27 protein-coding genes are annotated in these 25,013 nt (G+C 54.4%); 15 read left to right on the top strand and 12 right to left on the bottom strand.

Annotation, left to right across the window (positions count from 1 at the left end):
• The first annotated feature begins 171 nt into the window (after positions 1-171).
• The gene (locus BMY09_RS18345) at positions 172-429 is read left to right on the top strand and encodes a hypothetical protein (protein WP_091361132.1); all 258 of its coding nucleotides are present in this window, start codon (positions 172-174) and stop codon (positions 427-429) included.
• 212 nt (positions 430-641) lie between these two features.
• Here the strand turns inward: BMY09_RS18345 and BMY09_RS18340 are convergent, their stop codons facing one another.
• The 5 genes from BMY09_RS18340 to BMY09_RS18320 all read right to left on the bottom strand — a co-directional run bounded on the left by BMY09_RS18340 (position 642) and on the right by BMY09_RS18320 (position 3,651).
• Positions 642-833, bottom strand: a complete 192-nt coding sequence (locus BMY09_RS18340; RefSeq protein WP_091361130.1) for a YqaE/Pmp3 family membrane protein — start codon at positions 831-833, stop codon at positions 642-644.
• A 40-nt stretch (positions 834-873) separates the two neighbouring features.
• Positions 874-1,344 (bottom strand): FKBP-type peptidyl-prolyl cis-trans isomerase, encoded by a 471-nt coding sequence (locus tag BMY09_RS18335; protein ID WP_091361128.1) that lies wholly within the window; start codon positions 1,342-1,344, stop codon positions 874-876.
• A complete protein-coding gene (locus BMY09_RS18330; protein ID WP_091361126.1) occupies positions 1,345-2,028 on the bottom strand; it encodes an alpha/beta hydrolase in 684 nt (227 codons plus the stop codon).
• 20 nt (positions 2,029-2,048) lie between these two features.
• Entirely contained in the window at positions 2,049-2,702 is a 654-nt protein-coding gene (gene pdxH, locus BMY09_RS18325) for a pyridoxamine 5'-phosphate oxidase (protein ID WP_091361124.1), read from the bottom strand.
• Positions 2,703-2,766: 64 nt separating this feature from the next.
• Entirely contained in the window at positions 2,767-3,651 is an 885-nt protein-coding gene (locus tag BMY09_RS18320; RefSeq protein WP_091361123.1) for a fructosamine kinase family protein, read from the bottom strand.
• A 36-nt stretch (positions 3,652-3,687) separates the two neighbouring features.
• On the opposite strand from BMY09_RS18320, the gene BMY09_RS18315 reads away from it, so the two are divergent.
• From BMY09_RS18315 to BMY09_RS18300, 4 genes are read left to right on the top strand one after another with little or no spacing between them, the layout of a single operon-like run.
• Positions 3,688-4,323, top strand: a complete 636-nt coding sequence (locus tag BMY09_RS18315) for a paraquat-inducible protein A (protein WP_091361121.1) — start codon at positions 3,688-3,690, stop codon at positions 4,321-4,323.
• Positions 4,316-4,981, top strand: a complete 666-nt coding sequence (locus tag BMY09_RS18310) for a paraquat-inducible protein A (RefSeq protein WP_091361119.1) — start codon at positions 4,316-4,318, stop codon at positions 4,979-4,981. Before BMY09_RS18315 ends, BMY09_RS18310 begins: the two co-directional genes overlap by 8 nt.
• A complete protein-coding gene (locus BMY09_RS18305; RefSeq protein WP_091361118.1) occupies positions 4,978-7,620 on the top strand; it encodes an MlaD family protein in 2,643 nt (880 codons plus the stop codon). The genes BMY09_RS18310 and BMY09_RS18305 overlap by 4 nt, the downstream gene beginning before the upstream one ends.
• The gene (locus tag BMY09_RS18300; RefSeq protein ID WP_091361116.1) at positions 7,617-8,318 is read left to right on the top strand and encodes a hypothetical protein; all 702 of its coding nucleotides are present in this window, start codon (positions 7,617-7,619) and stop codon (positions 8,316-8,318) included. Before BMY09_RS18305 ends, BMY09_RS18300 begins: the two co-directional genes overlap by 4 nt.
• A 48-nt stretch (positions 8,319-8,366) precedes the next feature.
• On the opposite strand, the gene BMY09_RS18295 is transcribed toward BMY09_RS18300, so the two are convergent.
• Genes BMY09_RS18295 through BMY09_RS18285 form a run of 3 tightly spaced genes read right to left on the bottom strand, consistent with a single transcriptional unit; the run spans position 8,367 to position 10,899 of the window.
• Complete coding sequence (locus BMY09_RS18295) at positions 8,367-9,014, bottom strand: DUF2959 domain-containing protein (protein WP_091361115.1); 648 nt, start codon at positions 9,012-9,014, stop codon at positions 8,367-8,369.
• A gap of 20 nt (positions 9,015-9,034) precedes the next feature.
• The gene (locus BMY09_RS18290) at positions 9,035-10,033 is read right to left on the bottom strand and encodes a hypothetical protein (protein WP_091361113.1); all 999 of its coding nucleotides are present in this window, start codon (positions 10,031-10,033) and stop codon (positions 9,035-9,037) included.
• Positions 10,033-10,899 carry an alpha/beta fold hydrolase gene (locus BMY09_RS18285; protein ID WP_091361112.1) on the bottom strand — a complete coding sequence of 289 codons (867 nt, stop codon included), beginning with the start codon at positions 10,897-10,899 and terminating at the stop codon, positions 10,033-10,035. Before BMY09_RS18285 ends, BMY09_RS18290 begins: the two co-directional genes overlap by 1 nt.
• A 150-nt stretch (positions 10,900-11,049) precedes the next feature.
• Here BMY09_RS18285 and BMY09_RS18280 point away from each other — a divergent pair, with 150 nt between their 5' ends.
• Entirely contained in the window at positions 11,050-12,375 is a 1,326-nt protein-coding gene (locus BMY09_RS18280; RefSeq protein ID WP_091361110.1) for an efflux RND transporter periplasmic adaptor subunit, read from the top strand.
• A gap of 3 nt (positions 12,376-12,378) precedes the next feature.
• Positions 12,379-15,525, top strand: a complete 3,147-nt coding sequence (locus tag BMY09_RS18275) for an efflux RND transporter permease subunit (protein WP_091361107.1) — start codon at positions 12,379-12,381, stop codon at positions 15,523-15,525.
• A 65-nt stretch (positions 15,526-15,590) separates the two neighbouring features.
• On the opposite strand, the gene BMY09_RS18270 is transcribed toward BMY09_RS18275, so the two are convergent.
• Positions 15,591-15,944, bottom strand: a complete 354-nt coding sequence (locus BMY09_RS18270; protein ID WP_175483592.1) for a PilZ domain-containing protein — start codon at positions 15,942-15,944, stop codon at positions 15,591-15,593.
• Positions 15,945-16,122: 178 nt separating this feature from the next.
• On the opposite strand from BMY09_RS18270, the gene dapC reads away from it, so the two are divergent.
• The 7 genes from dapC to BMY09_RS18235 all read left to right on the top strand — a co-directional run bounded on the left by dapC (position 16,123) and on the right by BMY09_RS18235 (position 21,529).
• The gene (dapC, locus tag BMY09_RS18265) at positions 16,123-17,340 is read left to right on the top strand and encodes a succinyldiaminopimelate transaminase (RefSeq protein ID WP_091361102.1); all 1,218 of its coding nucleotides are present in this window, start codon (positions 16,123-16,125) and stop codon (positions 17,338-17,340) included.
• Positions 17,341-17,350: 10 nt separating this feature from the next.
• The gene (locus BMY09_RS18260) at positions 17,351-17,695 is read left to right on the top strand and encodes an ArsC family reductase (RefSeq protein ID WP_091361099.1); all 345 of its coding nucleotides are present in this window, start codon (positions 17,351-17,353) and stop codon (positions 17,693-17,695) included.
• 30 nt (positions 17,696-17,725) lie between these two features.
• On the top strand, positions 17,726-18,757 hold the full coding sequence (gene dapD, locus BMY09_RS18255; RefSeq protein WP_091361097.1) for a 2,3,4,5-tetrahydropyridine-2,6-dicarboxylate N-succinyltransferase: 1,032 nt from the start codon (positions 17,726-17,728) through the stop codon (positions 18,755-18,757).
• A gap of 93 nt (positions 18,758-18,850) precedes the next feature.
• Entirely contained in the window at positions 18,851-19,990 is a 1,140-nt protein-coding gene (gene dapE, locus BMY09_RS18250) for a succinyl-diaminopimelate desuccinylase (protein ID WP_091361095.1), read from the top strand.
• Between the two features lie 5 nt (positions 19,991-19,995).
• Positions 19,996-20,832, top strand: a complete 837-nt coding sequence (locus tag BMY09_RS18245) for a putative RNA methyltransferase (RefSeq protein WP_091361094.1) — start codon at positions 19,996-19,998, stop codon at positions 20,830-20,832.
• Between the two features lie 3 nt (positions 20,833-20,835).
• Positions 20,836-21,150, top strand: coding sequence for a hypothetical protein (locus tag BMY09_RS18240; protein WP_091361092.1), 315 nt, complete (start codon positions 20,836-20,838; stop codon positions 21,148-21,150).
• Entirely contained in the window at positions 21,143-21,529 is a 387-nt protein-coding gene (locus BMY09_RS18235) for a hypothetical protein (protein WP_091361090.1), read from the top strand. Before BMY09_RS18240 ends, BMY09_RS18235 begins: the two co-directional genes overlap by 8 nt.
• A 53-nt stretch (positions 21,530-21,582) precedes the next feature.
• Here BMY09_RS18235 and BMY09_RS18230 read toward each other — a convergent pair whose 3' ends face one another.
• Together BMY09_RS18230 and BMY09_RS18225 are read right to left on the bottom strand one after the other, a co-directional pair.
• A complete protein-coding gene (locus BMY09_RS18230) occupies positions 21,583-22,017 on the bottom strand; it encodes a hypothetical protein (protein WP_091361088.1) in 435 nt (144 codons plus the stop codon).
• Between the two features lie 84 nt (positions 22,018-22,101).
• A complete protein-coding gene (locus BMY09_RS18225) occupies positions 22,102-23,028 on the bottom strand; it encodes a LysR family transcriptional regulator (protein ID WP_091361087.1) in 927 nt (308 codons plus the stop codon).
• Between the two features lie 114 nt (positions 23,029-23,142).
• Here BMY09_RS18225 and BMY09_RS18220 point away from each other — a divergent pair, with 114 nt between their 5' ends.
• A complete protein-coding gene (locus BMY09_RS18220) occupies positions 23,143-24,129 on the top strand; it encodes a YeiH family protein (protein ID WP_091361085.1) in 987 nt (328 codons plus the stop codon).
• Positions 24,130-24,166: 37 nt separating this feature from the next.
• On the opposite strand, the gene greB is transcribed toward BMY09_RS18220, so the two are convergent.
• Positions 24,167-24,643, bottom strand: coding sequence for a transcription elongation factor GreB (greB, locus tag BMY09_RS18215; protein WP_091361083.1), 477 nt, complete (start codon positions 24,641-24,643; stop codon positions 24,167-24,169).
• Positions 24,644-25,013 lie beyond the last annotated feature (370 nt).

Raw genomic sequence — 25,013 nt, 5'->3', positions numbered from 1 at the left:
CCTTAAAAGAAGTCTATTGTCGCTCAAAAACCTCCTGAAAAACAAAAATAAAAACCTTTCAAAACAACAACTTATACATATAAAAATAGCTAAAATAACTTTTGATTATTCAATAATTGTTATATAATAATCTTAATCGTATTTAGAACCTTCAATTAAAGGGTATTGATCATGCAAGAGAGAGAAATTAAGCTTCTGTTTAAAGCTGGAGTGTTTGATTCCTGTCAGGCTGCTCCGGTCTCTATTGCCCGGGGCTGGCGCCTGAAATTCATTACCAAACAGAACGAGGTGCTCACCCTTGACCTGCAACGCTCAAGAAAAGAACGGGAGTTCAAAAGTCTGGATGGAGCGGCCGCAGTGGCCAAACGTATCGGATTTGAGTGGCTAAACGTTCAGATCGGTGAAATGGAGTGGCAGGAAAAAGTATAGTTTGCCAAACCGTCGCGTTCAGAGACGGTTAGCACAATGCAGTCTCCGGGAATGGCGGATGCCGTCCTGTTGCGTACAGGTTTGCCAGGCAGATCTGACGCTGAACAGCAGGGGAAGGGGCCCGGAGGACTGTAGATGGCCCGGTACCTCAATAATAACGAGATATAAAGAGGTACCGGCCCGCGGAGGTAACCCGCAGGGGCCTGCGACGGTTATTTGTCGCCGAGTGCGGACTTTATTTTTTTATCGGTGTTGTACTGACTCAGGGCGTAGACCGACCAGATCGCAGCCGGTACCCAGCCGACCAGCGTCAACTGCAAGACCAGACAGATGATACCCGCAAAGGGGCGGCCAATGGTGAAGAACTGCAGCCAGGGCAGCAACAGCGCTAACAACAATCGCATAATTAAATCTCCTTTTTTCGCTTACTCTGTACAGTGAATGTTAACCGGTTAAGCCGTCCCGCAGCTCCGCTTCTGTAGCGCTACGCACCTGCATCACTTCGACTGAAAAGTTCAGTATCTGACCGGCAAACGGGTGGTTTGCATCGATCGTCACTTCACCCTCTTCTTCATCGATATGGGTGATTGTCACCAGCTGAGGCGAACCATCTTCACCCTCAATCTGGCACAACAACCCCTCCTCGATCTGGTCAAAACCGGCAAAAGATTCAGCATCAATAATGCTGACCTTATCCTCATCCCGCTCGCCATAGCCCAGTTCAGGCTTGATTGTGACGCTGAATTTATCGCCTGCAACCCGCCCTTCCAGCGCCTGCTCCAGGCCGGGAATGATATTTTTCATGCCATGGATATAAGGCAGTGGTTCGCCGCCCAGAGAGCTATCCACCACTTCGTTATCCTCGTTATTGAGGGTGAAGTGGATCTCAACATAGCAATTATCGCTGATCTTCATTTAGTTCGTTTCCATGGTTAATATGTTTGTCAGCCAGATACCGATCGCTTCTACCTCGGGCAGACACAGACCGTGATCAACAGGCCAGCGATGCCATTCCGGCTGATATGCCAGTTGCTGCAACAGCTCAACAGCCTGAGTCCCCAGAGTGATGGGCACCACGTCATCTTCACTGCCATGATGGATCGCAATGGGTATCGTCCGGTTAGCATCGCTTTGATGCTGCTTAATCAGCCCGGCAGTGGCCACATAGGTAGACAGGGTCAACAGACCCGCCAGCGGCCTGTCACAGCATAACGCGGTATGGTACGCCACGGCACCGCCCTGAGAGAAACCGGCCAGCACAATCCGCTCGGAGGGAACTCCCCGGGCAATTTCGCGCTCGATCAGAGCCTCAATCTGACTGACAGAGTGAAGTAACCCCTGCACATCAATCTTACGCTCCAGTTTCATCTCCAGAATGTCATACCAGGCGGGCATCTCCCAGCCCCCATTCACGGTGACCGGTTGCACCGGCGCATTAGGAAACACAAACCTGACCGGCAGAGTATCCGGCAGATTAAGCGCCGGTACTACGGGTTCGAAATCATGTCCGTCGGCACCCAGCCCATGCAACCAGATCACACTGGCAACGGCGGGTTGCGCGGGTTCGACTTCAACACAGGAGAGTCGTTGTTCTGTCATCCGTTAAGCTCCGTCGGGGTTCAGGGTGAGAGACGATCGATCTGCCACTGACCGTCCACCAGCGTATAGCTGAAGCGGTCATGCAGGCGGCTTGCCCGTCCCTGCCAGAATTCAAAATAGCTGGGAATCAGACGATAGCCACCCCAGAATTCAGGATAAGGGATATCACCCTCTGGATGCTGCTGTTGTAACTCTGTGACGGCCTGCTCCAGTGTTTCACGGCTATCGACAACGGCACTCTGATGAGAAATCGCAGCACTGATACGGCTGCCAACCGGACGCTCGTTAAAATAACGTTGCCCTTCTGCAGCAGAAAGTTTTTCTACCCGACCCTGAATCCGCACCTGCCGTTCCAGCCCATACCAGTAAAACATCAACGCCGCCTGTGGATTGTCTGCCAGCTCCTGCCCTTTGTGGCTGCGATAGTCGGTATACCAGGCAAAGCCTTCAGCGCCAAAATGCTTCAGCAGAACGATTCGTGCAGAGGGCATACCCGACGCACTAGCGGTGGCCAGAGTCATCGAGGTAGCATCATCGGGACGGTATTCGGTAGCCGTTTGCATCCAGTCAGCAAACTGCTGCACCGGATCAGCGGCCAGATCGGAACGGTTAAGAGGGTGCGCCTCATATTCACGGCGCAGGGCTTTAAAATCGCCCTGATCGGATTGACTCATAGAGAACCTGAAAATTAATTGACGGTGTCATCCCCCTGTATCAGATCAGGCTGATACAGGCACTTCAGCCGCTATAGTACTTCACAATGCGTTCAACATCACGGTGATAGCCATCGCCAAACAGCAACAGATGATTCAGATAGTGATAGAGATTATAAAGCTCAACACGCTCTCGCCAGTCTGGCAGAACATCACTATGAGCCTCGTAGACCTGATAAAAACGCTCACTGAAACCGCCAAACATCCGGGTCATCGCCAGTTCCGCTTCTGCCCAGCCATAATAAACCGCCGGATCGATCAGCGCCGGTTCGCCCCTGGGACCGCAGATAACATTCCCCGACCAGAGATCCCCATGCAGCAACACCGCAGGCTGACAAGGCACCAGCTCAGAAAGTCTGTCGCACAGCCGTAACATCTGCTCAAACAACCCCGATGAGATACGATTGCGTTGCAAATTCTGCTCTGCCAGCACCTGATAACGCTGTTGTGCGTAGAAAACAGTGCCATCCGCCTGCCAGCGATTGGGTTGCCGGGTGCCACCACAAAAGGTATCGGTGTCAAAACCAAATCCCCTGTTGACGCTGCCTGACCGGTGCTGCAACGCCAGACCTATCCCCAGCTGAACCGCAAAATCCTCAGCCGGAACAGCCGTCGGGAGGTATTCCAGCAGCAAACAGTTCCCTTCCTGCCATACCACCTCCGGCACTCTTAGCGCAGCGTCACCGGGCAGACGAAGCGCCTGCAAACCGGACGCCTCTGCCGCCAGCTGTTCCGCTGAGCTGCCCGACATCTGCTTCAACACCAGCTCAAGACAGTCCCCCTGCTGACTGTGCAGAGTCAGTTTGCGAATATCGGCAACACAACCACCCGACAGCGCCTGAGTTGAGGTTAGCTGTAACGATTGCTGCTTGATCCATTTGACTATGGGTTCAGGTAACAAATCTGGCATACTCTGAGTTCTGTTTTAGTAACGGTCTATACCTCTATGCATGGCACACCTGAACAACTGATCGCATGTCACGAATGTGATCTGCTGCTGGAACGGGTCGCGAGTCAGCCCGGCGAGGATGTTATCTGTCCCCGTTGTCATGCCCGTTTATATTACACCACCAACAACTGCATTGAACGCCTGCTGGCGCTATCCGTCGCGGGTCTGATTCTGTTTATTCCCGCCAACCTGTTTCCCATTCTCAGCCTGCAGGTATTTGGCCAGAGCCAGAGCGAAATTATTCTCCAGAGTGCGATGTCGCTCTACGAAGGCGGTCTGCCACTGGTGGCCCTGTTGATTTTGCTATTCGCGGTGGTCGTGCCTCTGTTCCAGTTAATCGCCCTGTTCTACATCAGTTTCACTCTGCACTACCGATGGCAAGGGCGACTGTTACGGCAGGCGATGCACAGCTATCAGCATCTGCGGGGCTGGGGGATGCTGGAGATTTTCCTGCTCGGGGTGTTGATATCCATTATCAAACTGAAAGATATCGCTGACCTGGATATCGGCCTGGGGCTTTACAGCCTCGGCGCACTGATTCTGGTGATCACCCTCAACAGTATTTTTTTTAACCCCCACCAGATCTGGCATGAGATCCATCAGCATCGCCAGCAGGACAATACCGATGGCTGACCACCTGCCCCAGTACCATTCAGCCCGTGAGCGTGGTTATCTGCTGTGCACCGATTGTGAAAAACTGCACAGTATCAGCCAGGAGGGAGCCCACTGTGATCGCTGCGGAGCCCGCTTACACAGTCGTATTCCTAACTCATTAAGCCTTAGCTGGGCCAGCCTGCTGGCCGCCGTATTGCTGTTCCTGCCCGCCAACCTGTTACCTATCATGACCTTCAAATCCTTCGGCCAGGGCGAGCCAAACACCATTCTCGGCGGTATACTCCATCTGCTGGAACAGGATATGCTGTTGATCGGTCTGGTGGTGTTGATCGCCAGCATTGTGGTGCCGGTATTGAAGATTATTGCCATGACGATTTTACTCTGCACGGTTCAATTTCGTTTGCAGACCAACCTGCGCCAGAAAACCATTATGTTCCGTATCGTCGAGTGGATAGGCCGCTGGTCAATGCTGGATATTTTTGTTATCGGTATACTGGTCGCGCTGGTGCAACTGGGGAATATTGCCCATATTGAAGGTAACGATGGCGCCACCGCCTTTGCCGTCGTTGTGCTGTTAACGATGTTTTCTGCACTCAGCTTCGATACACGGCTGATTTGGGATAACAGGAAGCCGGATCTGCCCTCCGGCGTGAGCGATAAAAAGGATGAACAATGAGCACCCCTCAAGCGGATAATGCGCCTGTAACGCCATCGATAAAGCGCCACCGTGGCCCCTCTGTAGTCTGGCTGCTACCCTTCCTGGCCGCCATTATCGCCGGCTGGCTGGTAGTAAAAAACTATCAGGACGCCGGTATTATGATTGAGGTACAGTTTGAAACGGCTGAAGGCCTTGAGGCCGGTGTTACCAAAGTGATGTACCGGGGTCTGCCAACAGGCAAAATTAAAAGCCTGAAACTGAATGAAGACCTGAAAAGTGTTACCGCCATCATCGAGATGGAGAAGGAGGCATCTGAGATCCTGGTCGATGGCACCCGTTTCTGGCTGGTCAAGCCACAGATCTCCCTCAGCGGCGTAAAAGGCCTGGATACTCTACTGTCCGGTTACTATATCGAGTTGCAACCGGGTCAGGGTAAAGAGCGTTTCAGCTTTATCGCTGATAATGAACCGGCCCCGCCCCTCAAAGACCGCCAGGGGCTCTACCTGTCATTACTAGCCGACTCCGCACAGTCGATACAGCGCGGCGCAAAAGTCTATTACCGCCAGATAGAGGTCGGCGAGGTGATCAATTTCGGTCTCACCGACAATGCCGAACAGATCCGCATCGAACTGTTTATCGAGCCGCCATACCGTCATCTGATCACCGATAACACCCGTTTCTGGAACGCCAGTGGTATCAGCCTCAAAGCCAACCTGTCACGGGTAGACCTGCGCTTTGGCTCTCTGGCAGCAATTATTGCCGGAGGGATCAGTTTCTACACGCCACCGGATGACACATCGGTGCTGACGCCGGATCATAAGTTCCACCTGTTTGCCGATTTCGAAGCGGCGGAGGATGGTATTGTGGTCAATGTTCAGTTTCCGGCGCGTACCAGTGTCCATGAGGGCACCCGGGTCATCAGTGAGGGGATTCAGATTGGCCGGGTGCAAAGTCTGCAGCTGAGCGAAGACCTGCAAACCCTCAATGCCCGGCTATTGATCGATCCCAGAGCCAGACCGCTGTTACGCTCCGGCAGTCAGTTCTGGCTGCCGAAACCCAAGCTGTCACTCACCCGGCTGCAAAACATTGGCGACCTGATTCAGGGGTCCGCCATCATCCTGCAACCGGGCACCGGTGAAGCGCAGTTTAACTTCACCGCCCTGAATACGCCGCCGGCCCACCGGCCCGCGATCTCCGGCCTCAATATCCGCCTGGAAAGTGATCGGCTGGGGTCCCTCGATTACGGCTCTCCGGTAATGTACCGTCAGATTCCGGTGGGTGAGGTCAGCGGCTATGAGCTCAACCCGGATGGAACCAAAGTTCTGATCTATGCCACCATCAAAGAGCAGTACGCCGGTCTGGTCAAACACAACAGTCGGTTCTGGGAAGAAAGTGGCATCCATCTGAAAGCGGATGTTGATGGTGTTGAGTTCGAAAGTGGCTCGCTGAGCAGTGTAATCAATGGTGGCATCGGATTTTTCACCCCCGATACCAAAGATCAGCAAAGCGTCGGTCAGGAGCACCCGTTTCATCTGTTTCGCAACTTTGACAATGCCAGTAAACAGGGACGTCTACTGTATAAGGAGAATGCAGATAAGCTGGCGATTCGGGTGCAAGCCGACACGCTCGGTTCGCTCACCAGCGGAGCGCCAGTGCTGTATAAACAACTCCCTGTCGGCACTATCAGTTACTACGCCCTGGCAGATGATGACAGCGTCATTGTTCACCTGTTGATCGATAAACCCTACCGCCACCTGGTCACCGACCAGAGCCGTTTCTGGAATGCCAGTGGCGTGGATGCCAGCCTCAGCCGCAGTGGCGTAAAGATACACAGTGAATCGATGCAGACGCTGCTGCGGGGTGGAATCGCCTTTGACAATCTCAGCGACCATGGCAAAGCCGCCGTCCGCCGTCAGCTGTTTAAACTCTATAACACCCGCAGTAAAGCGCTGCAAAAGGGGCCCGATATCACCGTGACTTTTCCGGCGGGGCCCAATATTACCGTCGGCGCAAATGTCTACTTCAAAGGTCTGATAATGGGCAGGGTCGAACAGGTCCGGCTGCTCGATAGTCAGGGCAGTGCCGAAACAAAGATCGCTCTCACCGAAGAGGGGGCGCTGCTGGCCCGCCAGGGCTCCCGTTTCTGGATCGCCGCCGCACGGATCAACCTGTCCGGCGTGGATTATCCGGAAACCCTGATTGCCGGAAACCATATCGAGGCGCTACCAGGCAGCGGCGAACGACAGCTTAGCTTCACCGGTTTACCGGAGAGCCCGGCGGAGCGCAACCTGCCGGGCCTGAATATTGTGCTGCAAACGGAACAACTCGGCGCTATCGATATCAATAGTAATATCTACTATCGGGGCATGCCGGTTGGTTATGTATCCGGTTATGAACTGAGCGATGACGGTCACCGGGTGAAGCTCTTTGTGAATATTAAAAGCCGCTATAGCAAGCTGGTAACCAAGGCCAGCAAATTCTGGAATATTGGCGGCATTGATGCTGAGTTTGGAATTTTTAAGGGATTAAAAGTGGAAACCACCAATCTGGAAAGCCTGGTTCAGGGCGGTATCGCCTTCAGTACACCGGAGGATAATGCCCAGCCGGTCAGCTCCGGCTATCAGTTTGAACTGCTTGAAGAGGAGCCGGACACGTGAGACTTCACTCACTGCTACTGGCCTGTCTGATCAGCTCGCTGCTATTACTGGGCGGCTGCGCAACCAACTCTGCCAGCAACTTCAAACTCAGTAATCTGGCGAAAAGTGATATCGACAGTGTCACCGACATGCATATCAAAGAGGTTCACAAACTCTGCCGTGAGCTGACGATAAAACTGTATAAACGTAACCCCCGGGAGCTGGCAAAAGCCCCTCCGGGCACCACGGTAAAGAAGCGTATCGCACAGATCTTCAGCAATCAGCGAATCAAAGGCTTTACCGAGCTTAATGGCGCTAAAAGTACTAAGGCGATCACGCTCAGTTTCAGTGAAGAGTACCCGGGCGACCGGGTCTTCGCACTAATGGCAGGACTCAGCAGTATGTTGTTTGCCGCCTACAACTATCAGGATGAATTTTTCCTGCTCGACGAGATCGATCAGCAGAAACTGTACAACAGTGCCCGGAACCTGGAGACAGTTGCCTGGCAACTGAACAACCGCAGAAACAGCACGGGGGAACGCTATATTCTCAGTAATGGCGTTTCTGAGAATGGTATCCGCAATCTCAGTTATGAGCGTCTGTTTGGAAAGCTGATCAGCCTGCAGGATATGATGGCGCTGCTGATCGCAGACACCACCAACCGTAATATTACCCGGGTGGTGCAGAGTGCCGCCTCAATGACATTTTTGCCTATCTGAGGGGTGTATCAAGCGCACAACATCCCTTTCACGCACCGACAACGGCGGTTATTGCTGCATCTCTCTGATGAACTGATCTGATGCCTTAATGGAGCGTTGCATCTCGGCCAGCAAGCGGTCGATATCCCGTTTAATGCCACCAAACTCCCCTTTCAGCGAGCCAATCGCCCGGGCATTGAGGTTATGCTTGAGGAACAGGGTGTTGTCTTTCAGGGCGGCCAATACCGGCTGCATTTTGGCTTCCGCACGTTTAAGACTTGTATGCAATGCGTGATAACGGGATTTGGTCTCTTTCAGGGTCTGGGCACTCTGATTACGCAGTTTGGTATTGGTGTACTGATCCAGCTCCCCCTGCCACTCATCAAACAGCGCTTCGGCAACATCCTCTACCTGACGGATATTATCACTGACCGACTCCGCCGCCGCTTCACTATCATCATAGGCAGACTGCATATCGTTATACACCGACTCCAGTTCGCCCCCTTCAAAGTTCACCACAGTACGGAACTGCTCCAGTGCAGAGACAAACTCCGCCTGAGCATCATCCTGAGCCGCCCGGGTATCTTCAACCCGGTCCACCAGAATATCCCGTTTATGAATCCCCACTTTCTCCATCGCCGAATAATAGGCGCTCTGGCAGCCACTCAGTACGAGCGGTGGCAGAAGCAACACACAGGCCAGCACAATACGTTTCATCTGATTCCCTTAACACTGTTTTACAACGGTTTGTTGATGCGGATATTACCGATTTTATGGTTCTGATTCAGCTCCAGACAGACATCGGCCCGGCCCGGCATCTCTTCCAGCATATTGCGGGTGAGTCGTTCATAGTGCTGAATAAAGCGCCGGATCTCCCGCTCGTTCATAATCCGCAGGTGTTGTGTAGGTTGCTGAGTATCGTAAAAATAGCGCACTCTTTCCGCCAGTTTTTTCTCCTGCTGCGAGCGCCACTCAAACACCGACTCCATGCTCGGCACTTTCAGCATAATCAGCACATCGATCATATCGAACAGCTCTTTGTAGCTGCTCTCCAGCTGCTGATTAACATAGCCCCGCCAGAACCCCAGGGGATCTTCACTACGCTCCAGATCGTTAACCGACTCGGCTAACTGGCTCTGCGACTGGGCGGAGGCACCCACACACCAGCCCTCCAGCACGATAACATCCGCTTCCCCCTGCCACTCCTGCCATAATGCAGTTGGGCAGCGGTCATCTATCGATTTATCGAAGACCGGAATTTTGACGTTGCGGCCGTCATCGCCAAACTCTCCTTTCAACCCGCGAATCAGTTCGATACCCAGCTCAACATCGTGGGTGCCGGGCACGCCGCGGGTTTTAAGTAATGGATGTACCGCATGGGCGAGTGCTTCGCGGTCCTCCCGGGTCTTATAGAGATCATCGATCGACAGACCCACCACTTTCAGATCGAAGCCCTCTTCGAGAATCACCTCGAGCAGATTGAACAGGGTGGATTTACCGGCCCCCTGGGCGCCATTGATACCCACCACCAGCGGTCCCTGCTGCTGATTTTTGCGCGCTACCAGCCAGGCGCCCAGCGGCACATAGATCGACTCCAGAAGTTCAACCAGCCCAATATCGACCTTAAGTGATTCCAGCGTCAGGGCGAACGCTTTTTCAACCCGACGCACGGCTTGCTCCCGGGCCTCCGCTGTCAGGCACAGCTGGTCCGATGGCCAGCTACAAAGTGAACTCATTATGTTGCTCCCTGATGTTTAATCCGGTTGTCTCGTAACCACTGCTGTATCGCGTTTATCTGTTCACTTTCCATCAGTGATGGCGCATGGGTCATCCCCTTAATCCGGTACAGATGGAGATCAGGACGCAGCTGCTGCATCCGTGTCACAGTGTCGGGGGTCAACACATCCGACTGATCGCCCCAGATCAGCATCTGAGGACAGTTTACCTGCCGCCAGATGGGTTCCAGATCGATATCCTGGTCCTCTATCTCGCGGCTCTGCTCTGCAATCCTGGGATCGTAGTGCAGCCCGTACTGATTTTCTGCCAGCGTCCGGTGACCATAGCGGACCAGATGTTGCCACTGCCGGTCACTCAGTCCCTGGTAAGCGGTATAGGTGGTGCGCATATACTGTTCCAGCTCTGCCAGCGAGCTGAAACGATGATCACCCAGATACTGTGAAATCCGTTGTAGTGCGGCTTTGCCAATAAAACATCCCACATCATTCAACACCAGCGAACGAATCGGCGAATCAGGCAGTGCCGCCAGGCAGGTACCGATTATGCCCCCCATCGAGGTGCCAATCCAGTCAACCTGGTCGACATCCAGCCGGGCCAGCAGGGTCGTTATATCGCTCATGTAACGGGGGATATCATAATTGATTCCCGGTGCCAGCCAGTCGCTTTCCCCCCGCCCGGGCATATCCGGGCACACCACCCGATAGTCCCGTGCTAACGCCCGGGCCAGCTCATCGAAATCACGGCTGTTACGCGCCAGTCCATGGACACACACCAGCACCCGGTCATTATCAGCACTGCCCCATTCGTGATACACCACCCGGTGAAACCCCTGAGGGTTGAGCGCCATTACTGATCGGGTTCGCATAACTCTCTCCTGTCATCTGAAACGCAGCCAATAACGTAAAGCTAACATCTGGTAAAGAATTGTAAAGAGCCACACAAACCTGCTTACTGACCAGAACAGATGTATTATGATTTGCTAATCTAATAACTACGGCTTACAGATGGACGGGTAATGGCTGAACAGCAGACACAATCGTTTTACCAAAAACACAAGCACTGGCTACTGTCTGTGCTGATTCTGCTGGGTGCTGTGGCGATATTTCTGACGCTGATACTCACCCGGCCAACCGCCCCCTCCCGCCCGGCCAAAGAGAAGGTCTGGACGGTCAGGGTTATCGAGGCGCAACCCGCACACTACTCGCCTCAGCTGTCACTGTATGGCCGGATAGAATCGCCCTCCAGCAGCACCCTTTCCTCATCGATCAACGCCTATGTGGAACAACGCCTCACCGCCGAAGGGGACTCTGTCGATGCGGGGCAGCTACTGATTCAGCTTGATAACCGCGATGCGTCATTACTGCTGTCGCAGAAACAGGCCGAGGTTGACCGGATTGAAGCGCTGATTGACGCAGAAAAGGTGCGTTACCAGGCCAACCTGAAAGCACTGAAAATAGAGCAGGAACTGGTCTCACTTACTCAGCGCACCCTGGAACGCTATCAGGACCTTAGCAGCCGCAGCCTGGCCAGCCAGAACCAGCTGGATGATGCCCGCAGAACCAAGCAGCAGCAGGCGCTGTCCCTTAACAGCCGTCAACAGTCGATCGATGACTACCCTAACCAGCTGGCCCAGCTGGAGGCCCAGCTGAAGCAGGCAACCGCACAGCGAGACAGTGCCGCCCTCGACCTGGAACGCAGCCAGATAACCGCCCCCTTCAGTGGCCGCGTCGCTGAGGTTAACATCGCCGCCGGTGAGCGGGTTCGCAGCGGAGACCCGCTGCTGACACTGTATGCAACCGACACCCTTGAAGTGCGTTCGCAGGTTCCCAGTCGCTACCTGCCGCAGTTACACCAACAGCTGAAACATGGCAAACAGATTATCGCCACAGCCACCCTCGATGGTCAGCCCCTTAAACTGACACTGGCGCGTTTTGCCGCCGCAGTCGAGAGCGGCAGTGCCGGGGTAGACGCACTGTTCCGCATCGATTCCGGGGATTATCGTGGCGAGCCGGGGCGTTCTCTGTCGCTGAGACTGACCATGCCGGAGCAGGATAACCTGCTGGCACTGCCGCCGCAGGCGATTTTTGGCACCGACCGGATCTACACCGTAAAAGACAATCGTCTGCAGGGCGTCACCATTGAGCGGGTAGGCGACCTTCGCGACAGTCAGGGCGAGTCGAAAGTGCTGGTTCGCAGCGCGACGATCCAGCCCGGCGAACCCATACTGGCCACGCAGCTCCCCAATGCGATGACCGGACTGCTGGTTGAGGTTGCAGGCAGTCAGGCTGCGGCTGAGCCAACGCCTGATACCAAACCCGCATCAGCCGCCGGGACGGAGTAAGTTATGCCGACCAGCCAGGGGCCACTGAAAAGCCTGATCACTCTGTTTACCGAACACCGGGTGGCCGCCAACCTGTTGATGATGCTGATGATCCTGGCGGGCGTCTGGGGATTAAAAAAGCTTAACACCCAGTTTTTTCCCACTTTCGAGCTGGATATTATCACCATCGCCGTGCCCTGGAGTGGTGCGGCCGCAGAAGATGTGGAAAGCTCGATCATCCTTCCCATAGAGCGGGAGCTGAAATCGGTTAACGGTATCGATGCAATCTACTCGACCGCCACCCAGGGTTCCGCCTCCATCCGCCTGGAGCTGGAGGAAAACAGTGATGTTGCTTATATTCTTGATGAGGTAAAACAGAAGGTCGATGGCATCACCAACCTGCCGTCGGATGCGGAAAAGCCGATCGTACAGCGGGTGATCCGCTATGATGATATCGCCCGGATCCTGATTACCAGCGACAAAGCGTCCGCACAGGAACTACGGATTCTGGCGCGTCAGTATGAACGGGAACTGCTGCAGCGGGGTATCCGCAAAATCGATTTTGTTGGTTTACCAGAAGAGGAGATCGCCATTCAGATCCCCTCCAGCCGCCTGCATGAACTGGGGCTGAGTCTCAGCGATGTCGCCCAGATTATCAATCAGCGCAGCGTCGATCTGCCGGCGGGTACCGCTGCACAGGGGGATGGTTCCCGTCAGATCCGCAGTCTCAGTCAGCAGCGCGATGTTGAGGGCTTTAGTCAGCTACCCCTGATTACCGCCAAAGATGGCCGGTTGCTGCGTTTGGGAGATATCGCCACCCTTGACTGGCGCAACCGGGACAACCAGACCTATCTCACCTATCGCGGCCAACCGGCAATCCAGTTACTGCTGCGCCGCACAGAGCATGAAGATACCCTGAAAGCCGCTAAAATAATGCGCGACTGGCTCAGTGAAAGGCAACCCACACTGCCACCGGATATCCAGCTCATCGCCTTTGATGAAGGCTATGAAGCGATCCAGGACCGCATTAACCTGCTGATCAAAAACGGCGTCGGCGGACTGATTCTGGTGATCGCCACCCTGTTTCTGTTTCTCAATGCCCGGGTGGCCTTCTGGGTAACGGTAGGGATTCCCGTCTCCTTTATGGCGACGCTGGCGGTTCTCTACGGTATTGGGGGCAGCATCAATATGATCAGCCTGTTCGGTATGATCATGGCACTGGGTATTATTGTTGATGATGCCATTGTGGTCGGTGAAGACACCCTGACCCATCTGCAGATGGGGGAACCGGGGCTCAAGGCAGCCATCGGCGGAGCCCACCGGATGCTGGCACCGGTCATGGCCTCGTCTCTCACCACCATCGCCGCGTTTCTGCCGCTGCTGTTAATTGGCGGCATTATCGGCAATATCCTTATCGATATTCCCACCGTGGTTATCTGTGTCATCATGGCATCGGTGGTGGAGTGCTTCCTGATTCTGCCCGGCCACCTGCACCACAGTCTGCATAAAGCGGCCGATCTGCACCCCTCAAAAACCCGTATCAGACTCGATGCCGCGTTCAATAATTTTAAGAACGGCCGGTTTCGCAGCTGGGTTGAAAGCGCCATCCGGTTTCGCTGGGTGACAGTCACAATCGCCCTGGCAGCGTTTATTATTGCCATCGGGCTGGTGGGCAGTGGACGGATAAAGTTCACCTTCTTCCCGGCGGTTGAGATGGAAACCCTGAACGCCAACATTCAGTTCACGTCGGGCAGTAGTCCCGATCAGGTGGATAAATTCCTGCAACATCTGGATCAGACGCTGCACCAGACCGAGGAGGAGCTGGGCGGCAATCTGATTAAGATGGCACTGCAGATCCACCGCAAAACCAATAGCAGCCGCACCAGTCAGGGGTCCAGTCAGGGCGATGAATTTGGTGCGCTCTATGTGCAATTGACCTCAATCGACAGCCGGGAGATCACCAACGGGGAGATCATTAAAAAGTGGCGCAGTAAGATCACACTGCCCGCCGGTATTGAAAAATTCACCATCGACCTGAATCGTTCCGGCCCACCCGGCAAGTCGCTTGAAGTTAAACTGGTCGGTTCCGATGTTGAACAGCTGAAGCAAGCCTCGCTCGCGGTTCAGGACGCACTGAGTCAGTACAACGGCGTCAGCAACGTCGATGATGATCTGCCCTTTGGTAAGTCTCAGCTGATCTACCAACTGACACCGGCAGGCAAGACCGCCGGACTGACTCTCAACTCGGTTGGCCGCCAGCTACGCTCCTCTTTTGATGGCCAGTTGGTACAGATATTCAACCGGGGAGAGGATGAGGTCGAGGTCAGAGTGGTACTGCCAGACAGCGAACGGGATCGTTTCAGCGCCCTGGAAAACCTGCCGATTCTGCTCCCCAATGGCGAGACTGCGCCGCTGGCCAATGTGGTGCAGTTCACCGATAAGCAGGGGCTTGACCGGCTACAGCGGGTCGACGGTCAGCTGGCGATTAAGGTGACCACCGATCTTGATGAAGCAGTCGCCAATGCCAATGAAATTATCGCTGACCTGAACGCCGGCAAACTACAGCAGATCACCTCAGAATATGGCGTTCAGGCCAGTTTTGAAGGGCGTAATAAAAACCAGCGGGAAACCCTGGCGGATATGAAGATGGGTCTGTTAATAGCGCTGTTGCTGATCTTTATCATTCTCAGTTGGGTGTTCTCATCCTACAGCTGGCCTCTGGCAGTGATGCTGGCGATCCCCCTGGGACTGACCGGAGCCATCGCCGGACACCTGCTAACGGGGCAGAACCTGACCATACTGTCACTGTTTGGCTGCTTTGGCCTTTCTGGCATCGTCATTAATGATTCCATCGTATTGATCACCTTTTTCCAGAAGTTGCGCAAAGAGGGGATGAGTGTTCACAACGCGATAGTGGAAGCGGCCTGTCAGCGTCTGCGGGCGGTGCTGCTGACCTCTCTCACCACCATTGCAGGCCTGACACCCATACTGTTTGAAACCTCGCTGCAGGCGCAGTTCCTGATTCCCATGGCCACCTCACTGGTATTCGGGCTGGCGTTTGGCACCATGCTGATTCTGCTGGTTGTACCAGCCCTGCTGGTGATGCTGGAGAATGGCAAAGAGTTGTTCAGATCAGCTATCCGCCGTGAAAAGGCGCCCCTGCAGTCCTGATAGCGATGCAAGGCAGAGAGCCCGGCGGTCTCACCGGGCAGTGATTGCGCTACTGTTCTGGCAGATCAGACCACATGGCGGTCAACATAGCTGGCGATGATCTGCTCATCCTGCGGGTTCAGATCGACAAACTTCATACCAAATTCAAACCGGCTCTGAGACAATCGCCGGATATGGATTAACCGGCAAACTTCACTCAGTTCACCGTCAGGCATGCTAAAACTGACCACATGCTCACTCACCCCTTTGGGATTAGCATTGTCGTTTTTTAACACCTGCACCAGCGCCTGGCTACCCTGAATGGCAACACCACCCAGACTAATATTGATAATCCGGGCACCGGTATTATCGCCAGGGATGCCCACCCGGACCTCAAAATCAGCGTCAACCCTAGGGTGTAATCGACTATCTGTAAGCACGCTTACCAACTCCCCCGTTTGTTCCTGTTTCTTAAGGTTATGTCGTAGACGGCAGAATGTCACTTATCTCATCCGCCATTGCATATAAACGTCAATAGATGGTGGCTTTCATTGGCCTGCTGGCTTCCATCCGGTATAATTTCCGCTCTTTTGTCAGCGGCAATTACAAGGCATTTCAATGAATTCAGATCTGCAGAAGCTTCAGCCATATCCATTTGAAAAACTGGCTAAGCTGAAAGCCGGGGTAACCCCTCCCACCGAGCTTGAACATATCGCGCTCTCCATCGGCGAACCGAAGCACCCGTCACCCGCTTTTGTGATCGATGAACTGAGCCAGAATCTGGACAAACTGGCCAACTATCCAACCACCGCCGGCACAATTGAACTGCGTCAGACCATTGCGGACTGGGCCATCCGGCGTTTTAAGTTGCAGCCTGGCAGCCTGACCGGTGCCGATAATGTACTACCGGTGCTCGGCACCCGGGAAGCGATCTTCGCCTTCACCCAGTGTGCCATCAACCGGGTGCCTGCCACCGAGGCAACACCGCTGCTGTTATCACCGAACCCGTTTTATCAGATCTACGAAGGCGCGGCCTATCTGTCCGGTGCCGAACCCTATTATCTGAGCTGCACCGCTGAAAACCATTTTGTGCCCGATTTTGATGCGGTGCCCGAAGCGGTCTGGCAACGCTGCCAGTTGCTGTTTCTCTGCTCACCAAGTAACCCCACCGGGGCAGTTACAGACGCCGCAACGCTGGCTAAACTGATTGCTCTGTCTGACCAGTATGATTTTATTGTCGCCTCCGATGAGTGCTATTCAGAGATCTATTTCGATGAAGCCAATCCGCCGGTAGGCCTGCTGGAAGTCTGTGCCCAGTTGGGCCGTCACGACTATAAAAACTGTGTCGTGTTCCACAGCCTGTCGAAACGCTCTAACCTGCCGGGCCTGAGATCAGGATTTGTGGCTGGCGATGCCCGTCTGATTGCACCGTTCACCAGCTACCGCACCTATCACGGCAGCGCCATGTCAATTCCGGTACAGCTGGCCAGTATTGCGGCCTGGAACGATGAGACCCATGTGCTGGAGAACCGCGATAAGTATCGGGAGAAGTTTGCCGCAGTGCTGGAAATTCTTGAGCCTGTTATGGATGTCAGAATGCCCGATGCCGGTTTCTATCTCTGGGCCGCTACACCGATTCCTGACGACCAGTTTGCTCAGGGACTGTTTGCCCAGCAAAACCTTACGGTATTGCCAGGTAGCTACGTCTCCAGGGAGGACCAGACAGGCGAACTGCCGGGCGCGGGCTTTGTGCGGATGGCACTGGTGGCAACCCTGGAAGAGTGTGTTGAAGGTGCGCAGCGGATTCGCCGCTACGTTGAATCACTCACCGCCTGAGGAGCAGAACATGACGACACTATATGGTATTTCAAACTGCGATACAGTGAAGAAAGCGCAGCGCTGGCTGACAAGCAACGGGGTGGATTTCAGTTTCCATGATTTCCGCAAAGACGGGCTGACAGAAGCCCAGTTACAGGAATGGGTTGCCAGCCTCGGCTGGGAGGCGCTGTTAAATAAGCGCAGCACCAGTTGGCGTGCTCTGGATGACAGTATAAAAAACAGTATTGATGAAACCACCGCCATTCGCGAGATGCTGGCCACTCCGACGCTGATCAAGCGTCCGGTGCTGAACCTCGGCGACCGCATTCAGGTGGGTTTCAAAGAGAGTGACTACAGCGCTCTGTTCAAATAAATTCTTAAAAGTTCTATGGAGTTACAAACAATGAGTACATTTGCATTCGGCCTGGGTATCGGCACAAAATCATCAGAGGGAGAGTTGCTGGAAGTTTATTTTAACAGCCCGCTGCTGAATCCATCCGCACAACTGATCACCGCGGTTAAGGATATCGCCGGCTATAACGGTGGCAATCAGGCGATCGAACTGACAACTTCTCAGCTGAGCGAACTGGAAGCGGCTTTTCTGGCGATCGATGCAGAGGATCAGGCCGAGATCGTTGAGATCTGTAAAGGTACTCAGCAACCGATGATTCTGACCATTCTGGAAACCGATGCTGACCCTGAGTCCACCGCGGAGGTCTACCTGAAACTGACCCTGCTGTCTCACCGTCTGGTGAAGCCTCACGGTCTGAACCTGAACGGCATGTTTGGTAAGCTGCCTAACGTTGCCTGGACCAGTGAGGGAGCCATCTCCCTGGCGGACCTGCCTAAACGCCAACTGGCAGCCCGCGCTCAGGGACGGATTATCGATGTCCATTCAGTTGATAAGTTCCCGAAAATGGCGAACTACGTTATCCCTGCCGGCACCCGGATCGCAGCGACCTCCCGCGTCCGTCTCGGCGCCCACGTCGGCGAAGGCACCACGGTGATGCATGAAGGCTTTATTAACTTTAACGCCGGTACGCTGGGCGTAAGCATGGTCGAGGGCCGTATCTCAGCCGGGGTTGTGGTCGGTAACGGATCTGATCTCGGCGGCGGTTGCTCCACTATGGGAACCCTGTCCGGTGGCAACAATGTCGTGATCTCCGTCGGTGAAAACTGTCTGCTGGGTGCCAATGCGGGCCTGGGTCTGCCGCTGGGTGATCGCTGTACTATTGAAGCGGGTCTGTATATCACTGCCAGCTCCAAAGTGACACTGCTGGATGACCAGAACAACGAGGTCAGCACTGTGAAAGCCGCCGAACTGGCCGGTAAGCCGGATCTGCTGTTCCGCCGCAACTCTCAGACCGGTCGCGTCGAAGTGAAGACCAACAAGTCTGCAATCGAGCTGAACGAAGAGCTGCACGCGCACAACTAAGCCTGGCGTTCTCCGTCCAGTGTCAGGGTGCTGCTCACCGCAGCACCCCATTATCCACCCCTGCAACGGCCATCCGGCGTTAAGGTAACCTCCATGTCTCAACTCAGTGCCACCCTCGAACTTGCCAAACAACTGATCTCCCGTCGCTCCGTCACCCCCGAAGACGATGGTTGTCAGGAGCTGATGATCGAACGGCTGGAAGCGCTGGGCTTTCATATCGAACGCCTGCAGTTTGAAGAGGTGACAAACTTCTGGGCACGCCGGGGCAGCAAAGGACCGCTGTTCTGTTTTGCCGGACACACCGATGTGGTGCCCACCGGCCCGGAAGCCAACTGGGACCATCCACCGTTTGATCCGGTAATAGAGGACGGTTTTCTGTGTGGTCGTGGTGCCGCCGATATGAAGGGCAGCCTGGCGGCGTTTATTACCGCGCTGGAACGCTTCTTAGAGCATCACCCCGACCATGATGGCTCGATCGCCCTGCTGATCACCAGCGATGAGGAGGGGCCGTTTGTGAATGGCACCACCCGGGTAATCGATCATCTGGAAGCACGCAATGAAAAGATCACCTGGTGTATTGTTGGCGAACCCTCCAGCACCGTGAAGGTCGGCGATGTGATCAAAAATGGGCGCCGCGGCTCAATCAGCGGTGACCTGACCATACGCGGCGTGCAGGGCCACGTTGCCTACCCTCATCTGGTGGAAAATCCGATCCACCTGGCCGCTCCGGCACTGAACGACCTGGCGTCTGAAGTCTGGGATGAGGGGAATGAGTTTTTTCCGCCAACCAGCCTGCAGATCTCCAATATCCATGCCGGTACCGGTGCAACCAACGTGGTCCCGGGCCATATCGATGTGCAGTTTAACCTGCGTTTCTCCACCGAAGTCACCGCAGAGCAGATCAAGGAGCGGACCTATGCGATTCTCAACCGCTACGGCCTGAATTTTGATATCAACTGGACCCTCAGCGGTAACCCCTTTATTACCGACCGCGGTGATCTGGTAGACGCCTGTATCGATTCAATCAAAGCGGTTACCGGCCTGGAGACAGAGCTTTCCACTTCCGGCGGCACCTCTGATGGCCGTTTTATCGCACCCACCGGCGCCCAGGTTGTCGAGCTGGGACCGATCAATGCGACTATCCATAAGGTCAACGAGCGGGTTAAGGCGGATGATCTGGACACCCTGTCATCACTGTATGAAAACATTATGGCAAAACTGCTGACCCGGTAAGCGGAATGAACTTTGACCTGAACTGCCCCGTCTGTCTGCAATCCTTATCAGGCGATAGCAAGCACCTTGAATGCCCGGATCGCCACAGCTTTGATGCGGCCCGACAGGGCTACTGGAATCTGTTGTTAGCCAATCAGAAACGCTCTAAGGATCCCGGCGACAATGCCGAAATGGTGCAGGCACGGCGCAACTTTCTTGCCCTGGGGCATTACCAGCAACTGGCTGACACTATCGCTACCCGGTTGGCTGAGCGTGCGGCAGAGCATCAATCACCCCGCATTCTCGATATGGGCTGTGGTGAGGGTTATTACACCTGCCGGATGGAGCAGCAGCTGCAACAAAGCGGCGTCGATTATCAACTGGCCGGACTCGACATTTCAAAACACGCCGTCAAAGCAGCCTGCAGCCAGAGTAAAGGCATTACCTGGATGGTCGCCTCCGGTGCCCGGATGCCGGTAGCGGACTACTCTCTGGAGCTGATATCAGTGTTGTTCAGCCGACTGATGCCGGATGAGTTTAGTCGCACGCTGAAGCCAGGCGCGGAGCTGCTGATCGCCTACCCTGGCGAAGACCACCTGATCGAGCTGCGCGAACTGATCTACGACGAGGTGCGTCACTCAGGCTTTGATCCGGCAACCGTGCTCGGCGAAGCGTTTGAGCATATTTCCACTGAAGCGATCAGATATCGTTTCTCCCTGCCTGACCAGACCCAGATCAGCCAGCTACTGGCGATGACGCCCCATGGCTGGCGGATCAATCAGAGTGCCCGTGAACGACTGGCTGCGCTGAGCCAGTTAGAACTGACTCTGGATGTCTGCCTGGCGCGTTTCCGGCGGATTTAAGCGATGCGCCGGGGCAACTTAAAACAACGCCTGCGCTTACGTCTTATCCGCCGTGCCGACAACGTCAAGCAGAACCTGACCATTCTGCTGCTCGGCATCGGTCTCTTTATGATCGGCTTTATCGCCCTGGCGATTGCCCAGTTTCTGCTGATGCAAAGCCTGCCGCGGGAGATTCTCGCACTGGTCGGACTTATTGTCGCAATTTGCGGAGCAATAACCGCCGCCTTCGGCTATATTAGCCTGAGCGTTCTGCGGATTTTCCGCTTTCTGCTAACCGACAGCCAACCCGACCTGAAATCTGACCAAAACCATGACTGAAGACCAACGCCACCCCGATATTGAGATCTACATTAAAGACCGCTCTCTCGAACGGATAACCCAGTGGCTGGAGAGCCTCTGCGAATCGCTGCAGCGAGATTTCGAGCAGGGCCAGGTGCACCACTTCAACGCCAGAATCAGTGGTTGCGAGATCCCAGTGATGATCCATGAAAAGGTCTCAGGCAAAGCCTGGAGCAGTATCTGGTTTAACTCCGACCAGACTCCCTGGATCAAAGATCTGGACTGTGCGCAACAGGCTGCCCGTGAACTGGAGACCGAAATACGCTGTATCGCCAGCGGCTGGACCTCAGGGGATGATCCGGATGAGTGGTGGCGGATCGAGGGGGATACGGTTGAAAAGATTCACTGGCGTACGTAATACTGCCAACGCTCAGTAAACGCGGTTGCAGATCCAGCCAGCGACACGCGCCCTCAGGCCCGGGCACTGAACTGCTGACCGGAACGGTCGATCTCATCCAGCATCAGACGACCCGCAGAAGCCAGCCCGATCCGGGCAAAATCATCCGCCGCAGACACACTTCTGACCGGTGTATTCTCCTGCACCGAAAGGTGACTGAGCAGGTAGGCGAAATCCCCCGCATGATGTTCATTGACCGCACTGTTAAGACGGCTTACCACCTCGGCGGTATGCAACGAGTCAGTATCAGGGTATTCCAGCGTCTCGGGTTCCGGCAGGCGAAACCCTTCGGATGTGGTCCGGCCCTTCTGCGTCTGATATTCGGTAGCAGTGATCAGACTTAACAGCATAGAGAACTGTGCACCACGCCCCTCATTAACCGCATGGGTTAACGAAGAGGTGTAGCCCTCAATTCGCTGCTCTAACTGTTCAAGCCGTTCTATCTGCATCTGAAAACCACAATACCCGGGTTACTATCGCGTCAGTTATAGTTCGGCCTGAAGCGGTATTTCTTGAGTATTTTCTGACACTTATTATCGGCTTATCGGAGCAGACGATGCCACCGGATGAGTCTGAAGCGGCGCAGCCTCTGGTAGCTGCAGAAAGTGAAGGAATGCCTGAACCAACGGGTTGCTACAGGTGTCGCTGGGCACTACCACTGATAACTGCCGGGACAGCTGCAACGGCGTCTGTAACACCACCAGCTCGCCCCTGCGAAGCTCCTCAGCAACCGCCAGCCGTGACAGACAACCTATCCCCAGACCCGCCTTAACCGATTGCTTAATCGCCTCCTGGCGGTTGAGCGCCATCACCATAGCGACATTCCCGTTCACCTGCTGCAGTGCCCGGTCAAACACTTCGCGGGTACCTGATCCCTGCTCCCGCAGAATCCAGCGTTGTTGCGACATCTGCTCAACACTCAGGTGACCTGCCTGCGCCAACGGATGGGTTTGACTGCAGAACACCAGCAACTCATCGCTGCGCCAGGGGATAATCTGCAACTGAGAGTGGGAAGCCGGGCCTTCGATCAGACCGATATGTGCCTGCCCCTTCTCCAGCCCTGCGATCACCTGCCGGGTATTAGCGATCTGCAGATCGGGTTCAACCTGTGGATACTGCCTGATAAAGTCAGCCATCAGTGGTGCAAACAGATAACTGGCGATGGTGACACTGGCCGCTACCCGGAATGAGCCACTGATCCCCCCGCCCCGAGGAGTATTAAGGCGTTCAACATTGATCAGTATATCCCGTACCCGGGGCAGAATATCCCGCCCCATCTCAGTTATCACCAGCTCACGACTGTTACGACTAAACAGGCGGTATCCCAGCGACACCTCAAGCTCCTTGAGCGCCTGACTGGCCGCGGACTGGCTCAGCGCCTGCTCATCAGCCGCCGCCGTCAACCGCCCCAGACGTGCAGTTGCCTCGAATATTCTCAGTTGTCTCAGGGACAGACTCATTGTTCGGTTTTTCTTATATCTAATGTTAGAAACATCCATTTTACTTAATATCATTAAAATTGGAAGATAGCGCCTGTCACAACCCTTGCGCTAACAACCAATCTGAGCCCAACTATGCCACGATCTATACTGCTTCCCATTATTGCCGCTCTGGCACTTGGACTGGCCCACCTGGAACCTGTCGCCAGTATCGGGCTCAGCGCCCTGCCGCTGGCCATTCTGATGGGCATGATCTGGGGGCATTTCGATCACCCTGTACTCAGCTTCGCTGACAATCGTTTTACCCTCTTCTGTCAGCAGCGTTTACTGCGCACCGGCATCGTACTGTTTGGTTTTAGTCTGAGTCTGGAACAGATACTCGCAGTTGGCTGGCAGGCACTGTTACTGGATGCGGTAACCATTGTCTGCATCTTCAGTGTCGGCACCTGGATCGGCATACGGTTTTTCAAACTGCATCGCGATGTCGCCATCCTCACCTCGGTTGGCAGCGCAATCTGTGGGGCTGCTGCGGTGCTGGCCACCGAGTCAGTACTTAAACCGAAGCAGCAACATGTCACAGTGGCGGTAGCCACCGTCGTCCTGTTCGGCACGCTGGCAATGTTCAGTTACCCGCTGATCTATCAGTTTGCCGGCATGAGTGAATCTGCATTTGGTATCTATATTGGCAGCACCGTGCATGAAGTCGCGCAAGCGGTGGCAGCGGGAGGATCGATCAGTGGCGAGGCGTTGCAAACCGCCGTGGTGGTAAAACTGATTCGGGTGATGATGCTGGCCCCTTTTATTCTGCTGCTCAGCTCGCGCTTGAACCGCACTGCTGATGAAAAGGCCGAAGGCGGGACGATCATTATTCCCTGGTTTGTCTTTGGTTTTATCGCTGCAACCGCCGTTAACAGCCTGACAGCGATTCCAGAGCCTGCGCTACAGCTGATCAAACTGTGCAGTCAGTTCAGTCTGGCGCTGGCGATGGCCGCACTGGGATTACAAACCCGCTGGGCCACCATCAAACAGGCGGGAGCGAAACCCCTGCTGCTGGCACTGATACTGTTCCTGATACTGATTGTCGGCGGCTATTTTCTCAACCTGTTGCTGATCAGACTTTAATACAACAGCAGTACTGGCCAGAGCGCTGTCGGTACCGTCAGGATTGAATATACTCAATCTTATTAATATACCAGTACGCCTCACCGGCCGGCGTTCTGATCAGCACCTCGTCCCCCACCTCTTTTTTCAACAGGCCTCTGGCCATTGGTGAATCGATAGAGATGTAGTCTTTGCGCTCAAAAATTTCATCATAGCCGACAATACGAAAACGTTTTATCTCACCGGCATCGTTCTCAATCTCAACCCAGGCACCGAAGAACACTTTGCCCTCCTGTTCCGGCGCATAATTGACCACACCCAGTTCATCGATACATTTACGCAGGTAGCGGACCCGACGATCAATCTCCCGCAAACGTTTTTTATTGTACTGATAATCAGCATTCTCGCTACGGTCTCCCAGACTGGCCGCCCAGGTAACCTTCTGAGTCACCTCCGGGCGCTCTTTGCGCCAGAGAAAATCCAGTTCCTCTTTGAGCTTATCGTAGCCTTGCTGGGTAATTAATCTTGCTCTCATCGGTTTTTAGCACCCTCACATCAATAACCTCTATCGCGTACAGAATCACACGCCAGACAGCTGCATTAACTGACTGGCTCAACGATCAGAGATAAGGAGAGCATTTTTACCACAGAGGACTCTGAGAACACAGAGAAAAGAAAAAAGAGTAACGAGACTGATCAGCCTCGTACTTAGATCAACAGTAAAGATAAACGTTGATGTACAAAATTCAGACGCAAATAACCGCCCGATCTCTAATCAAGAGTGGCGGCTTAATGTAGAAGTCACAGATCTTACTTGAGCCTCGTATAGGATCACTGCCCCCTGCCGGCCATCGTCGCAAGCTCCGGCGTTGTCTCGCCAAAAAGCGGCTCGAATCGAACCCTAT

The sequence above is a fragment of the Amphritea atlantica genome (genome assembly GCF_900111095.1).
In the GTDB taxonomy this organism is placed as follows: domain Bacteria; phylum Pseudomonadota; class Gammaproteobacteria; order Pseudomonadales; family Balneatricaceae; genus Amphritea; species Amphritea atlantica.
Note: the sequence above shows the minus strand (reverse complement) of the source record. Positions and strands in the feature narration are given on the sequence as shown.

Coding starts and splice junctions, on each gene's coding strand:
- BMY09_RS18345 (WP_091361132.1), top strand. CDS start 172: ATGCAAGAGAGAGAAATTAAGCTTCTGTTTAAAGCTGGAGTGTTTGAT.
- BMY09_RS18340 (WP_091361130.1), bottom strand. CDS start 833: ATGCGATTGTTGTTAGCGCTGTTGCTGCCCTGGCTGCAGTTCTTCACC.
- BMY09_RS18335 (WP_091361128.1), bottom strand. CDS start 1,344: ATGAAGATCAGCGATAATTGCTATGTTGAGATCCACTTCACCCTCAAT.
- BMY09_RS18330 (WP_091361126.1), bottom strand. CDS start 2,028: ATGACAGAACAACGACTCTCCTGTGTTGAAGTCGAACCCGCGCAACCC.
- pdxH (WP_091361124.1), bottom strand. CDS start 2,702: ATGAGTCAATCCGATCAGGGCGATTTTAAAGCCCTGCGCCGTGAATAT.
- BMY09_RS18320 (WP_091361123.1), bottom strand. CDS start 3,651: ATGCCAGATTTGTTACCTGAACCCATAGTCAAATGGATCAAGCAGCAA.
- BMY09_RS18315 (WP_091361121.1), top strand. CDS start 3,688: ATGCATGGCACACCTGAACAACTGATCGCATGTCACGAATGTGATCTG.
- BMY09_RS18310 (WP_091361119.1), top strand. CDS start 4,316: ATGGCTGACCACCTGCCCCAGTACCATTCAGCCCGTGAGCGTGGTTAT.
- BMY09_RS18305 (WP_091361118.1), top strand. CDS start 4,978: ATGAGCACCCCTCAAGCGGATAATGCGCCTGTAACGCCATCGATAAAG.
- BMY09_RS18295 (WP_091361115.1), bottom strand. CDS start 9,014: ATGAAACGTATTGTGCTGGCCTGTGTGTTGCTTCTGCCACCGCTCGTA.
- BMY09_RS18290 (WP_091361113.1), bottom strand. CDS start 10,033: ATGAGTTCACTTTGTAGCTGGCCATCGGACCAGCTGTGCCTGACAGCG.
- BMY09_RS18285 (WP_091361112.1), bottom strand. CDS start 10,899: ATGCGAACCCGATCAGTAATGGCGCTCAACCCTCAGGGGTTTCACCGG.
- BMY09_RS18280 (WP_091361110.1), top strand. CDS start 11,050: ATGGCTGAACAGCAGACACAATCGTTTTACCAAAAACACAAGCACTGG.
- BMY09_RS18275 (WP_091361107.1), top strand. CDS start 12,379: ATGCCGACCAGCCAGGGGCCACTGAAAAGCCTGATCACTCTGTTTACC.
- dapC (WP_091361102.1), top strand. CDS start 16,123: ATGAATTCAGATCTGCAGAAGCTTCAGCCATATCCATTTGAAAAACTG.
- BMY09_RS18260 (WP_091361099.1), top strand. CDS start 17,351: ATGACGACACTATATGGTATTTCAAACTGCGATACAGTGAAGAAAGCG.
- dapD (WP_091361097.1), top strand. CDS start 17,726: ATGAGTACATTTGCATTCGGCCTGGGTATCGGCACAAAATCATCAGAG.
- dapE (WP_091361095.1), top strand. CDS start 18,851: ATGTCTCAACTCAGTGCCACCCTCGAACTTGCCAAACAACTGATCTCC.
- BMY09_RS18245 (WP_091361094.1), top strand. CDS start 19,996: ATGAACTTTGACCTGAACTGCCCCGTCTGTCTGCAATCCTTATCAGGC.
- BMY09_RS18240 (WP_091361092.1), top strand. CDS start 20,836: ATGCGCCGGGGCAACTTAAAACAACGCCTGCGCTTACGTCTTATCCGC.
- BMY09_RS18235 (WP_091361090.1), top strand. CDS start 21,143: ATGACTGAAGACCAACGCCACCCCGATATTGAGATCTACATTAAAGAC.
- BMY09_RS18230 (WP_091361088.1), bottom strand. CDS start 22,017: ATGCAGATAGAACGGCTTGAACAGTTAGAGCAGCGAATTGAGGGCTAC.
- BMY09_RS18225 (WP_091361087.1), bottom strand. CDS start 23,028: ATGAGTCTGTCCCTGAGACAACTGAGAATATTCGAGGCAACTGCACGT.
- BMY09_RS18220 (WP_091361085.1), top strand. CDS start 23,143: ATGCCACGATCTATACTGCTTCCCATTATTGCCGCTCTGGCACTTGGA.
- greB (WP_091361083.1), bottom strand. CDS start 24,643: ATGAGAGCAAGATTAATTACCCAGCAAGGCTACGATAAGCTCAAAGAG.